Raw genomic sequence first — 13170 nt, 5'->3', positions numbered from 1 at the left:
GACTATTCCTCACTTTGCTTAATTAAAAGTGTACCGAGTAAAGGAAGGAAATGATTCAACTATGGGGAAAAAAGTCTTTACAAGATAGGTGAAAAAAAGGGAGGATAATATCGATGGAAAAATGGCTGGAATAGGTAAATTCACAATACTCTACGATGGTAGCGCTTGGTTGGAAACGTTAAGAGTTGATCCAAAATATCAAGGTCTTGGAGTTGGAAAAGAAATATACAAGAATTATTTTGTGCAAGCAAAAAAACATGGTTGTAAATCCATGGCAATGTATACAGGTGCTGGTAACGTTGTAAGTGCAGGGCTTGCAGCAAGATACTTATTAGAAAAGGCACAAAGCTTTAGAGGCTACAACCTCATAGATTTTGCTCCTAGTCAAAAAAAGGATACATTTACGCGTGTTAGCCCCCAACGTGCAGTTGAATTAATTATTCCTTTAGCTGATGAGTACCACAACTACCTTGTTAGCAATCGTACTTTTTATAGAATTAACCCTGCTACTGTAATGGGGTTATCTATGGAGGGAAAGGTGTTTGAAAATGTAGAAAATGCTAGCTTTATTGTGTGTGGCGCAAGGTTCCAGAAGCTGCTTTCGCTACATATAAGCATGATGGATGGGAAGTATTGCTCTTGCCTAGAATTTGCTAAAAATTATGCTGCTTCTCAAGGGATTCATAAAATAACATTTACAATTCCTCTAGAAAATATAAAGCTTGAGAGTTTCTTAAGAGATAGTGGTTTTGAGCGTGAGTCATCAGATCTAATCACTATGGAAATCAATCTTTAGACATGAAACGGCCATTTGGTCGTTTTTTTGCTGAAATTTGCAAATAAAGCTTTGTTTGCCTAAGTAAAACACGACAAAGAACTGGATTGGTTACCTGGAAAACAGCTAGCAAATGAAGAACGAGTTATCCGTAAAGAGGGATAACTCGTCAAGTGAAAATCAATTCTTTTATGGTTGTTTTATACTCATGCAAAAGATGTTATAGACTATATAATTCTATAATTTTGCCTTGCTATAACCTTATTGAACGAAATTAGAGTCCTTTTTTCTCAGACTCTATTCTAATAAATTCTGGCAAATACCACGGAGTACACCCTGGTGGCACTTTCAAATCTTTATACAAGCCAGTGTCCTCACCAAATTTAACCAATAGATCTCTATATTCGAGATTGTATACGCCAATCCATCCAGCTGTCATAATCATCGATTCCTGGATTGGTGGTATCTCATTCATGATGGTCTCTTCTATAAAGGCTATAAGCTCTTCCGTGTTCTCATGTCCTGTTTTGCCAGTCCATCGTAGACGATATTGATGTGTCCAGAATAACTTTCGTTTTATTGGAGACTCAGATCGCATCCATCCATCAACCATAGCTAAAAGGTTTTTAGATTTGTTTAATTGATTAGCAAATAGCCAATCTGTTATATACTTCCATTCATCTTCCTTATGTTTTAATAAATCAGTAGAAACTCTATCTAAAAACTCTTCTGTGATCAACTTTCGATCTAAAAGTAAGACTGCCAAAAGTCTTGGATGGTATTGACCGGTCTCCCATAAGGCTATCGCAAGCTTATGGTCTTTTTTGATCTCTTTAGCAAGCTTTTTCAAATCGCCGTATTTCATTGATTCTTTATTTATGATCTTCAAAATACTAGTTAAAGTATGAGCCATATTCTACCTCCTTATAGTCAAAATTGTTTCCATTTAAATTATATCATATGAACCTTTAAGGCACACATATTAACAAGAGGTAGTGCGTCAAAGCCTAAGCAATTAGACTCTAACCTGCTTAGTGTACAAACTTTCACCTCTTCAATTTGAAAGAATATGAGTAGTTTAATTCAGCGAAGTGTATTTTGTGGTCTCAGATCAGATGGAGGATGGTGTTTATCATGTCATAAAGCAAGTGTAGAATGTGAGAATTCATGGACCAAGTGGGGACGTGGTTAGCGCTGAAACAGATGGCTGTACAGCTGATCGATGAATATTTGAACATTATAACAAAATAGGTGTTCATATCACCGGAAATTGTGTAAGATAGATAGGGTGAAAACGTAAGAGAAGGAGGACCTATGTACAGACAAGGGTTTGATAATGAAAAGTACTTAAATCAGCAATTTGAAAATATTTTGGAACGAGTTAAAGGATATGATGGAAAGTTGTATTTAGAGTTTGGAGGCAAACTCATGTATGATTTTCATGCGGCACGCGTTCTGCCTGGATATGATCCCAATGTAAAGGTGAAGTTGCTCAGCCGACTGAAAGATGATGCAGATATTATCATCGCTATCTATGCAGGGGATATTGAGCGTAAAAAAATGCGCGCTGACTTTGGTATCACTTATGACATGGAATGTTTAAAACTGATTGATGATTTTAAAAAATGGGGACTGAATGTGGCTGGTGTTGTCATCACGCGTTATGAAGGACAGCCTGCTGCCACACAGTTTAAGAATAAGCTGGAGCGTCGCGGTATTAAGACCTATACGCATGGATTTACAAAAGGCTATCCAACAGATATTAATAAGGTTGTCAGTGAAGAAGGCTATGGTGCTAACCCATATATTATAACGGAGAACAAACTGGTTATTGTAACGGCTCCCGGTCCGGGTAGCGGAAAGCTAGCTACGTGTTTGAGTCAGTTGTATCATGATTCTCTACGAGGAAAGAAGTCTGGATATGCCAAGTTCGAGACCTTCCCCGTTTGGAATGTGCCGCTTAATCATCCGGTGAATATTGCTTATGAATCGGCAACAGCAGATTTAAAGGATTTCAATGTTATTGATCCCTTCCATCTTGGTGCATACAATAAGACAACCGTAAACTACAACAGAGATGTGGATAGTTTTCCGCTTTTAAAAAGAATTCTAGAGAAAATCACGGGTGAAGAATCTGTATATCAGTCACCAACAGACATGGGTGTAAATATGGTCGGTTACGGCATTATCGATGATGATGTTGTGAGACGAGCATCTCATCAGGAAATAATAAGAAGATGTTTCGTATATGAATGTGAGTATATGAAAGGTCTTGTAGATAAAGAAACGGTTGAACGTGCTGAGCTGATTATGGATAATCTAGGTCTTGCCAAAGAAGATCGTCTTGTGGTCACGCCTGCTCGTGAGGCAGCCAAGGGCTGTAAACACAAGAATCTGGATATCATTTCTTGTGGCGCAGCGATCATGTTGAAAGATGGTACCATTATTACAGGTAAGAATTCTGAAATTATGAATGCAACATCAAGTGTGATTTTGAATGCGATCAAGCATATGGCAAAGATTCCTGATAATATTTACTTGCTGACGCCAAGTATTATTGAATCAATTATTGCGCTGAAGAAGCGTCTTAAGGAGAACTTTGAAGCCTTGAGCTTGCAGGAAACACTCATTGCATTAAGCATCAGTGCGACGTCGAACCACACGGCTAAAGTTGCTCTGGAAACATTGGAAGAACTGTCAGGGTGCGAACTTCACTGTACGCACATGCTTATTCCTGGCGACGAGTCAGAAATTAGAAAAATTGGGATCAGCTTAACATCAGACCCCTTGTTCCCAAGCAATGATTTGTATATGAAGTAAAAATGGTTTAATGTGTGAAATGAGGGCTGTCTTCAAAACTGAGACAGCCTTTTTGTTATGTTTGAAAGTTGAATTTTAAGATCGTAAAATTGGTGGTGCAAATCACAGATGGCTTAATGATATAGGATTCAATCTTTATGGGAGAGAGTATTTAAGCTGGTAGACTTTGCGGGTAAAGAATTACAAAGCAGGATTTAACTTGTAGTAAAAAATATCAAAGCATGATAGATAAGGGGTGAGACGGGGTAAAATTTATTTAATAGCGACCAAGGAGGGAAAGCAAATGGAGTTTAAACAAGTGTACACACCGGGGCTTGCACATTGTTCGTATGTGATTGGAGGAAAATCTGCCTGCGTTGTCATAGACCCTGCAAGAGAAGTGAAGCAGTATATTGCCATCGCGAAGTCATTGGGGCTTCCGATCAAGGGGATTATTGAAACCCATTTGCATGCAGATTTTGTTTCTGGCCATGTGGAGCTTAAACAACTGACCGGTGCAACGATCTATGTAACGGCTAAGGCTAATGCTGAGTTTGAGCATCACCTTGTCAAGGATGAAGAGGAATTCCAAATCGATACATTGCTGTTCAAAATGCTTGATACGCCTGGACATACACCAGAATCAACTGTTTATCTTGTGACAGACCTTGAAAGAGGCAATGAACCAGTAGTCGCCTTTACTGGAGATACACTTTTAGTGGGGGACGTTGGAAGACCAGATTTGTTCCCAGATAAAAAAGAAGAGCTAGCGTCCAAGTTATATCGGAGTCTTAGAAGACTTGAAAAACTTGGTGACTACATAGAAGTGTATCCAGCGCATGGTGCGGGTTCACTGTGTGGAAAGGCGCTTTCTTCCAAACTTTCATCTACAATTGGAACGGAGAAACTGCAGAATACAGCAATGCTGAAGCATCCAGAGGAAGCCTTTATCAAAAGTTTCCTGAAAGAAATGCCCGAGGCACCTGATCATTTTTCACGCTGTTCTGAACTGAATAGAAGGGGTGCTATGCCTGTGTCGGAAGTGAAAAGGCCTGTCGCTTTTTCGCCGGAAAAGTTTTTGGAATGTAGTCAACATGGATATATCGTGGTAGATACTAGGGATCAACTTGCATTTGCCTCGGCGCATGTTCCAGGGGCATATGCCCTTAGTCTAAAAGGCAATTTTGCTACTTTCGCGGGTTGGGTTTTGCCACCGGATCAGCCGATTTTGCTTGTTTTAGAAGATAGGCAGGATATGCAAAGGGTACTTCGAGCCTTATATAGTGTGGGACTTGATAATGTTACGGGATTCCTTAAAGGGGGGATGCCAGCCTATGCGGCGAGTGGTCTTATAACGGCGAGATTTGAAAGTGTTTCAGCTTCTGAAGCGAAGGAACGATATGAGGAAGGGAGTTTACGTCTTATCGATAACCGATTGAAAAGTGAATGGGATCGAGGACATATTCAAGGTTCGAGTCACGTACCCGCTCCGGATGTGAGACATAATTTTCATCAACTAGAAGGGAATAAAACTCTTGCTTTTATATGTAATTCTGGCAATCGGTCACTACTTGCTGCGAGTTTGATGTTGAATTTCAGCAAAGCACAAAATGTCATTAACGTCATTGGGGGAATGACAGCTTGGTTGTCCCTCGGATATCCTTTGGTTGCTGAAGATGATGAGAACTGATGGAAACACTCTAGAAATAGGGTGTTTTTTTGTAAGGAAACCTAAATTTATATAAGCGAATATGTGATACAATATTTTACAAGCTTATGGGTATAATAAACAGGTGAATTTAAGTTTGGATGAAAATTATTTAAACAATTAAGGAGGATTAATGTGAGATTCATTTCGTGGAATATTGATTCATTAAATGCGGCCTTAACAAGTGATTCAAATAGGGCGATACTAACAAGAAAAGTAATTGATACAATTTTGGAAAAGGATGCGGATGTAATTGCTTTGCAAGAAACCAAATTACCAACCAATGGGCCAAGCAAGAAGCATATGCAGCATTTAGCCGAGTATTTTAAGGGATACTCTTATCAATGGAGAAGTTCTAAGGAACCAGCTAGAAAAGGCTATGCGGGGACGATGTTTTTATATAAAGACAAATACCTTCCAGAAGTATTTTATCCTGAGATTCAGGCTCCTGATACAATGGATCTAGAAGGAAGAATTATTACTTTGGATTTTGGTGAATTTTATCTCACTCAGGTATATACGCCTAATGCCGGAGATGGGCTAAAACGATTGAATGAAAGACAAGTTTGGGATGAGAAGTATGCTGAGTATCTTCAGAGCCTAGATCAAAAGAAACCTGTTTTAGCAACAGGAGACTATAATGTAGCCCATAAAGAGATCGATTTGGCGCATCCACAGAATAACCGTAGGTCAGCAGGTTTTACGGATGAGGAACGAGAAGGCTTCACAAATTTATTAAACAAAGGTTTTACAGATACATTCAGACTTGTTCATGGAGATGTGACTGGTGCATATTCATGGTGGGCGCAAAGGGTGAAAACGAGTAAGATCAATAATTCAGGCTGGAGAATTGATTATTGGCTAGTGAGTGATCGACTAGCAAACAAAGTTGTTAAGTCTGAGATGGTGGATTCTGGAGCAAGACAGGATCACGCGCCAATTTTATTGGAAATAGATTTAAATTCAGAAAAATAATTCTTGGAATTCGTTAGCATAAGAATTTGAAGAAGCATGGTTTTAATATACGAAAATAATGTGAAACGTGATATGCTCCCCCTGTAGGAGACAGTAGAAATAATAAAACTGTCTTTTACAAGGGGAGTTTTCGTATGGGAAGAAAAAGCAAGGTATCTGCTGAGGTAAAGATCAAGGCAGTTGAAGCATATCTCCGTGGAGAAAAAAGTAGATTGCAAATTGTAGACCAGTTGTCGGTGTCACAATCAACAGTTCGCGATTGGATATATATTTACAGAGCAACTGGAGTGGCAGGTTTACTTCCATCAAACACGAATCATTCGTATTCAACTGAGACCAAATTAGCGGCGGTTCAAGATTATTTGTCGGGTGGAAGATCACTACAGACAATAAGTTCTAAGTATGGTTTACGATCAAAGAAACAACTCCTAGACTGGATTTGCAAGTATAATAGCCATGAGAAGATAAAATCAAGTGGAGGGAATCCAATCATGACTAAGGGAAGAAAAACAACGCTTGCGGAGCGTGTGCAAATCGTGATTCATTGCATCGCCAATGATAATAATTACAAGGAAACATCAGAGAAGTTTGAGGTTTCCTATCAGCAGGTTCGAAATTGGGTCTTGAAGTATGAAGAAAAGGGTCTGGAAGGACTGGAAGACCGCAGGGGCAAGCGAAAACCAGAAAGCGAGCTTACAGAAGCGGAACGAATGAAAGCAGAGATTGAGTTGCTGAAAGCAAAAAACAAGCGTCTTGAAATTGAGAACGAACTGCTAAAAAAGTTGGAGGAGATAGAAAGAAGGTGACGCTGAGCCTCGTGCGGCAAGAGAGTAAATACCTTGCGATCTACGAGCTGAACAAGGAAAGAAATTATCCAATTATGATCATGTGCGAGATTCTTGGCGTATACAGATCTTCGTACTATAAATGGTTAAAACGAGATAAAAGCGAAAATGAGAAGCAGAATGAAGAAATTCTCGGAAAGATCATCGAGTTTTACGAGGAGAAGAATGGCGCTGCTGGTTATCGGCAAGTTACTATGCATTTGCGAAATGACGAAAACCTGCACGTCAACTATAAACGCGTATATCGGCTGATGAAGATTGCTGGCCTGAAGTCGATCTGTCGACGGAAGAAACGGAGATACACGCCATCCACGCCTGAGATTACTGCCGAGAATCTCTTGAATCGCGATTTTAACGCTGAAAACATTCATCAAAAATGGCTGACCGATGTGACTGAATTCAAGTACGGAAACGGCAAGAAGGCTTATTTGAGCGCGATTTTGGACCTAGGTGATCGGAGTATTGTTTCCTATGTAATTGGAAAATCCAACAACAACCCTCTCGTATTCGAGACCTTTGATCGCGCAGTTGAGGCATATCCGGATGCTACTCCGCTATTTCATAGCGACAGGGGGTTTCAATACACCAACAAGGTATTTAAAACTAAGCTGAATGACGCAGGCATGACCCAAAGCATGTCGCGTGTTGGACGCTGCATTGACAATGGTCCGATGGAAGGATTTTGGGCTATTCTGAAAACGGAAACGTATCATTGGCGTAGATTTCAAAGCTATGAAGAATTGGAGCAGGCGATTGATGAGTACATATCTTACTACAATCACTATCGTTATCAGAAACGGCTTAATGAGATGACGCCATTTCAATACCGCCATTATCTAAATGAGTTGGCGGCATAAAAATAGTGATGCCAATCTGTTGATCAGCATCACCATAGTTTTTATTATTTCCACTGTCCACTTGACAGGGAGCGGTTCAACGACCCTCGGGTCGTTTTTCTTTGTCAAATTTTATCGAGCCGAAGAAGAGTGTTCATAACAAGTCATCGGCCTTCAAAACTTTTCAAATATAAATACCATAGAGGGAAGACGTGCGGTCTGATCTTAAGATTCATTGTGTTTGTATGTTTTTATAACATAAATCAATAAATTCTTTTGTTTCTGTCGCCAGAGAGAAATTCTTGATTTTGATCCAGCCTACGTTCAGTTTTTCATTAATGTTGCTCACTGGGATGCTGATTAAATCCCGTTCGATAATTCCTTCAATTAAAAAGCCTGTTCCTATATTGAAACTATCAGTGTGACATATGATGTTGTTCATTGTGGCGCGATCCAGAACATGGACTGATTGTTTTGCATGGATTACAATCGCTTCTTCTGAAAAGTTAAGGGAGTTATTCTCTTGTTCATATTGGATATAAGGATATTTTGAAAGCTCTTCGAGACTTACCATTTTTTGTCCTGCCAGGGGATGATCCTTTCGCAGGAAGGCGTGAAGATTTACGATTGCAAGAGAGTGAAATTCGATATTTTTTGAGAGAAGATATTTTCTCACGAATTTCTCTGTTGAAGTAGAAAGGCAAATGATGCCTGCATTGCTTTGCTGGGTATACACGTCTTCAATGATTTGATAGGTTTTTCTTTCTCTGAGGAGAAGCTCGTAATCGTTGAAATTATGATTGTTCATAAATTCGATGAATGATTTTACGACAAATGCATAGTGCTGAGAAGAAACGATAAGGCGTAAATACTCCTGTTTGTTTTTACTGGCGAAAAGTTGCTCAATATTATCGGATTGCTCAATTATGCTCTTGGCATGAAGTAGAAGTTCGGTTCCTTCAAGAGTGAATTTAAGTTTTTTTGTATGATCACGGTGGAAAATTTCTATTCGAAGATCATCCTCTAGTTCACGAATTGCTTTACTAATGCTTGGTTGAGAAACAAATAAATTCTTTGCCGCTTTATTCATAGAACCACACCTTGATATTTCAACCAAGTACTTTAATTGTTGAATGGTCATAACGTCGTCTCCTTTCTTTTATTTGTTAATCTAGCAAAAGACCATGTTACATAGTAAATTTATCGAGTTATAGAGTTAAGTTATTAAAAGTAATAAATTATTGATATTTTACAGCTATAACTGTATGTGATAAATTTATAATAGTCAATGAAACGTAGAGGAGTATTCAATATTTATATATTTTTTATAGTTATATTCGGATATACGGTTGACGAATAGATAACCATTTTAATCATTGGAAAAATTGAAGGAGGAAATTATTATGTCACAAAAAAAGCCTAGCACTAAAATTATTCATTCTGGGGAAGTGGAGTTTACAAAAAAGGTATTACGTTCTGTTTCAGTACCAAAAGTACCTCCAATTTTCATGAGTTCAGTTTTTTCTTTTGACGATGTCGACTCTTTAGAATCGGTCTATGATGGAACCGCTGAGGGGTATGTCTATTCGCGAATGTCAAATCCAACAACAGATGGTGTGGGTGAAATATTAGCTGCTGCAGAAGACTGTGATGGCGCTTTGGTATTTTCATCTGGTATGGCTGCAATTATTACGGCAATACTTGCCAACGTAGAATCTGGAGATCATATTATTTCATCACCGGTTCTTTATGGGGGCGTGTATGATTACTTTACCAATGAAATAAAACGATTTGGAGTAGAAGTTACCTTTGTTGATTTTGTAAATGATGATATTGAAAAATATATCAAAGCAAATACAAAAATCATTTACACGGAAACCATTTCAAATCCACTAATGGAAGTCATGGACATCTCAAAAATTAGCATGATTGCGCATAAGCACGACTGCAAGCTGATCGTTGACAATACATTTGCAACGGCTGCTATTGTTAAGCCTCTTTCTTTCGGCGCAGATATTGTCGCATATAGTACAACAAAATTTTTAGGCGGCCATAGCGACATCATCGGTGGCGCACTACTAGCAGATAAGGAAACAACAGATCATCTGCGCAGATTTAGCATTCTTTATGGTGCCACAATGAGTCCTTTTGATGCATGGCTCTTAGCCAGAAGCTTGCGCACATTGGAAATTAGGATAGAAAAGCACAGCAAAAATGCCTTGAAAGTGGCAAAGTTTCTTGAAAGCCATCCCAAAATTGAGAACGTTTATTATCCTGGACTCGAATCTTCTCCTTCCTATGAGTTGGCTCAAAAATTCTTTATTAACGGAAGGTGCGGCGGAATGCTGAGTGCAGATCTTGCAGGAGGCGAAGAGGCGGCTACTAAATTTATAAAAGAATGTGAAAGCATTAAATTTGTTCCAAGCCTAGCAGGTGTAAGCACGACTTTGTCGTATCCAGCTAAAACATCTCATCGGGCATATAGTAAAGATGAGTTGCAAAGGGTTGGAATATCAAACGGTCAGTTGAGGTTTTCAATCGGACTTGAAGATGTTGATGATATAATCGAAGAATTAAAATCTGCACTTGATCGAATATAAATTCGGTGAAATAAGGAGGAAGATGAAAATGAGTAAAAATTTCAATGAACTTGCGGAAACATACTTCGATGAAATTGTCATAACAGCTTCTGAACTATTACAAATACCAAGTGTTTCAGGAAATGAAGGCGGAGTTGCTGATTATATAAAAGAGAAGATGCATGCCTTGGATTACGATGAAATTCATGTTGATGAAGTAGGAAATGTTATTGGAATTATGAAAGGTAGCGGAGGCGGGAAAAGCACCATGCTTTATTGCCATATGGACACAGTGGAAGAAGGCCAGCTTGATAAATGGAAATATCCTCCTTTTTCTGGTGTTGTAGCGGAAGGTAAAATTTGGGGACGGGGAGCCAGTGATACAAAAGGTACGCTTGCACCAATGCTGTATACCCCCTATATCCTAAAAAAAGCCGGAATCATGCCGAAGGGAGATGTATATTGCGTTTGCGTTGTTCAGGAAGAGGTTGCTGGATTCGGTGCTATGCATATGGCAGCAGAGGAAAAGTTTTTAACTGATTTCGCTCTAGTCGGCGAAGCGACTGAAAATGACATAGCGATTGCCTGTAAAGGGAGAATTGCGATTGATGTAACCATAAACGGTAGGTCTTGTCATGCAAGTATTCCTGAAAGCGGAGTAAATCCTTTTGACTATTTGCACAAGTTTCTTGAAGCGTTAAACGATTTTCCGGTGGCGTATGATGAGAATTTTGGTTCTTCTAAAATCACACCTACAAGAATTACATCCTCTGAAGAGGGGACAAACATTGTGCCGAGTACAGTCGTGCTTACATTGGATTATAGAAGCGTACCATCGGAAACCAATGAATCGATCATTGAGAGAGTCAGAAGCATCGTAGACCAATGTATGTTTGAAGGAATAACCGTTGATATGGAAATTATCATGGTTGATATTACTACCTATACAGGATTTAAGGGGCGCGGTCTCAATGGCCTCCCGGCTTTTCAAATCGATAAAAATAGCGAACTCGTTCTGGCGGCAAAAAGTGCGCTTGAGAAAACATTTGGGCGAGAGGTAAAAACAAAGCCATGGGCTTTTGCCACGGACAGTGGCCATTATGCCTCAAAAGGTGTTCAAGTGATCGGGTATTCACCTGCTGAAATAAAATACTGCCATACAACAAAAGACAATATTGATTTAAATATGCTCAAAGAAGGAATTGCAGGCTGCCTTGCAATTACAGAAAGTTTATCGAATATCCAAAAATAAAATAGGCCCCCTGATTTTCTATGGATCATTGGGGGGCAAGTAAAGAGAGTGTTTACTATATGGAGCAAGCAGGTGTAGTTGAGGTATCTGAAATAGCAAAAAAGAAAATGCATAATTTTATAAATGAACCCATGAAATTTTTTATATATTCCATGATGGCGGGCGTTTTTTGTGGATTAGGCATGATCTTGGCATATTCTGCAGGCGGTTCTTTAGTCAATAATGAATTTACAGTAGGCTTTGCAAAAATTATTTTTGGAATATCATTTGCTCTTAGCTTTACATTGATTGTATATGCAGGAAGTGAGCTTTTTACGGGAAATGTAGGGGTAATGACCATCGGTGTTCTCAATCGATCCATTACAGTAAAAGATGGGATAAAATTGGCTTGTTTTGTCTATGTGGGGAACTTCCTTGGTGCAACGGTAATCGCTCTATTGATCGGTGCTGGTGGATTATTGGATAATTCCGTAACTGCAAATTATATTGTAAGTAGTAGTGTGGCAAAGATGCAGCTTCCGATTATGCACAGTTTTGCAAGAGGAATTCTTTGTAATATGATGGTTGTTCTTGCTACATGGTCTTGTGCCAAATTAAAATCAGAACCCGCAAAAATGATGATTTTGGTGTGGTGTGTATATGGCTTTTGTACCAGTGGTTTTGAGCATAGTATAGCCAATATGGCGCTATTTGTTATGAGTATGATTACTCCATTCACGACGTCAGAAATATCACTTGCGGGAACCATAAGCAACATCATCCCTGTAACCCTTGGAAATATTGTGGGTGGAGGAGCAATAGGTGCTGTTTATTATTATCTTGGAAGCAGCTCTAGTTCAAAACCCGAGTCAGACAAAATGCAAATGGTAAAAACGGATTCTCTTTACATGTAAAACGACCTTTTTAGGTCGTTTTTTTCATTTGTCGAAGTAGATAAAGATGGGGAATAAAAAAATCACCGCATTGATCGTCACTCTATAAAGTGGCTAATGATGAATCTTCTACTCGTGATTTTAAGGACTCTACTGATAAAGGGTGTTTGACTTATGCCTTATTTGATCTTGGGAAGGGAAGTGGGGTTCGAACAAAAACGAGAGATCTCTTTGACAAGATAACTCGTCCAGTTAAAATAGTTCATTTTTTTATTGATAGAGTTCACATAAAAAAGGCCATCGTTACTTGTGCGAGATACGAATGCTCTTCTTACGTAATCGCATGTTCTTTACCCATTGAATGATAAGGATGAGAATAGTTTTTTTGTTTGCGAGGCGTTTTGTATCTCGCATACTTCGTCGAGTTCAGGGGCTGGTTAAATTTGTATGTTATAATTTATACGTTGCGTAACATTCATAATAACTGGAAAATGAATGGCAATATATATGGATGAAGTGATTGCAGTTT

General features: G+C 38.9%; 11 protein-coding genes. 9 read left to right on the top strand and 2 right to left on the bottom strand.

Annotated features, from left to right (window positions below; genetic code table 11):
• The first annotated feature begins 121 nt into the window (after positions 1–121).
• On the top strand, positions 122–796 hold the full coding sequence (locus tag AC25CA_RS11200; RefSeq protein WP_486813911.1) for a GNAT family N-acetyltransferase: 675 nt from the start codon (positions 122–124) through the stop codon (positions 794–796).
• A 253-nt stretch (positions 797–1049) separates the two neighbouring features.
• On the opposite strand, the gene AC25CA_RS11195 is transcribed toward AC25CA_RS11200, so the two are convergent.
• The gene (locus AC25CA_RS11195; protein ID WP_486813910.1) at positions 1050–1688 is read right to left on the bottom strand and encodes a DNA alkylation repair protein; all 639 of its coding nucleotides are present in this window, start codon (positions 1686–1688) and stop codon (positions 1050–1052) included.
• A 401-nt stretch (positions 1689–2089) separates the two neighbouring features.
• Here AC25CA_RS11195 and AC25CA_RS11190 point away from each other — a divergent pair, with 401 nt between their 5' ends.
• The 5 genes from AC25CA_RS11190 (at position 2090) to AC25CA_RS11170 (ending at position 7959) form a co-directional block, all read left to right on the top strand.
• On the top strand, positions 2090–3595 hold the full coding sequence (locus tag AC25CA_RS11190) for a DUF1846 domain-containing protein (protein WP_486813909.1): 1506 nt from the start codon (positions 2090–2092) through the stop codon (positions 3593–3595).
• A 283-nt stretch (positions 3596–3878) separates the two neighbouring features.
• A complete protein-coding gene (locus tag AC25CA_RS11185) occupies positions 3879–5264 on the top strand; it encodes an MBL fold metallo-hydrolase (RefSeq protein WP_486813908.1) in 1386 nt (461 codons plus the stop codon).
• 153 nt (positions 5265–5417) lie between these two features.
• The gene (locus AC25CA_RS11180) at positions 5418–6257 is read left to right on the top strand and encodes an exodeoxyribonuclease III (protein WP_486813907.1); all 840 of its coding nucleotides are present in this window, start codon (positions 5418–5420) and stop codon (positions 6255–6257) included.
• Between the two features lie 134 nt (positions 6258–6391).
• Positions 6392–7063 (top strand): transposase, encoded by a 672-nt coding sequence (locus tag AC25CA_RS11175; protein WP_486813906.1) that lies wholly within the window; start codon positions 6392–6394, stop codon positions 7061–7063.
• On the top strand, positions 7060–7959 hold the full coding sequence (locus tag AC25CA_RS11170) for an IS3 family transposase (RefSeq protein ID WP_486813905.1): 900 nt from the start codon (positions 7060–7062) through the stop codon (positions 7957–7959). The genes AC25CA_RS11175 and AC25CA_RS11170 overlap by 4 nt, the downstream gene beginning before the upstream one ends.
• A 211-nt stretch (positions 7960–8170) precedes the next feature.
• Here AC25CA_RS11170 and AC25CA_RS11165 read toward each other — a convergent pair whose 3' ends face one another.
• A complete protein-coding gene (locus AC25CA_RS11165; RefSeq protein WP_486813904.1) occupies positions 8171–9079 on the bottom strand; it encodes a LysR family transcriptional regulator in 909 nt (302 codons plus the stop codon).
• 262 nt (positions 9080–9341) lie between these two features.
• Here AC25CA_RS11165 and AC25CA_RS11160 point away from each other — a divergent pair, with 262 nt between their 5' ends.
• From AC25CA_RS11160 to AC25CA_RS11150, 3 genes are read left to right on the top strand one after another with little or no spacing between them, the layout of a single operon-like run.
• Positions 9342–10538 carry a trans-sulfuration enzyme family protein gene (locus AC25CA_RS11160; protein WP_486813903.1) on the top strand — a complete coding sequence of 399 codons (1197 nt, stop codon included), beginning with the start codon at positions 9342–9344 and terminating at the stop codon, positions 10536–10538.
• Between the two features lie 22 nt (positions 10539–10560).
• Complete coding sequence (locus AC25CA_RS11155; protein WP_486813902.1) at positions 10561–11769, top strand: M20 family metallopeptidase; 1209 nt, start codon at positions 10561–10563, stop codon at positions 11767–11769.
• Between the two features lie 59 nt (positions 11770–11828).
• The gene (locus AC25CA_RS11150; protein WP_486813901.1) at positions 11829–12662 is read left to right on the top strand and encodes a formate/nitrite transporter family protein; all 834 of its coding nucleotides are present in this window, start codon (positions 11829–11831) and stop codon (positions 12660–12662) included.
• Positions 12663–13170 lie beyond the last annotated feature (508 nt).

The organism is Gottschalkiaceae bacterium SANA (assembly GCA_036323355.1).
GTDB lineage: Bacteria > Bacillota > Clostridia > Tissierellales > GPF-1 > GPF-1.
The sequence above is the reverse complement of the archived record's forward strand: the minus strand, read 5'-3'. Positions and strand labels throughout refer to the sequence as shown.

Bases quoted from the DNA above. Each gene is read 5' to 3' on its own strand.
- AC25CA_RS11200 (WP_486813911.1), top strand. From the start codon at position 122: ATGGCTGGAATAGGTAAATTCACAATACTCTACGATGGTAGCGCTTGG.
- AC25CA_RS11195 (WP_486813910.1), bottom strand. From the start codon at position 1,688: ATGGCTCATACTTTAACTAGTATTTTGAAGATCATAAATAAAGAATCA.
- AC25CA_RS11190 (WP_486813909.1), top strand. From the start codon at position 2,090: ATGTACAGACAAGGGTTTGATAATGAAAAGTACTTAAATCAGCAATTT.
- AC25CA_RS11185 (WP_486813908.1), top strand. From the start codon at position 3,879: ATGGAGTTTAAACAAGTGTACACACCGGGGCTTGCACATTGTTCGTAT.
- AC25CA_RS11175 (WP_486813906.1), top strand. From the start codon at position 6,392: ATGGGAAGAAAAAGCAAGGTATCTGCTGAGGTAAAGATCAAGGCAGTT.
- AC25CA_RS11165 (WP_486813904.1), bottom strand. From the start codon at position 9,079: ATGACCATTCAACAATTAAAGTACTTGGTTGAAATATCAAGGTGTGGT.
- AC25CA_RS11160 (WP_486813903.1), top strand. From the start codon at position 9,342: ATGTCACAAAAAAAGCCTAGCACTAAAATTATTCATTCTGGGGAAGTG.
- AC25CA_RS11155 (WP_486813902.1), top strand. From the start codon at position 10,561: ATGAAAATGAGTAAAAATTTCAATGAACTTGCGGAAACATACTTCGAT.
- AC25CA_RS11150 (WP_486813901.1), top strand. From the start codon at position 11,829: ATGGAGCAAGCAGGTGTAGTTGAGGTATCTGAAATAGCAAAAAAGAAA.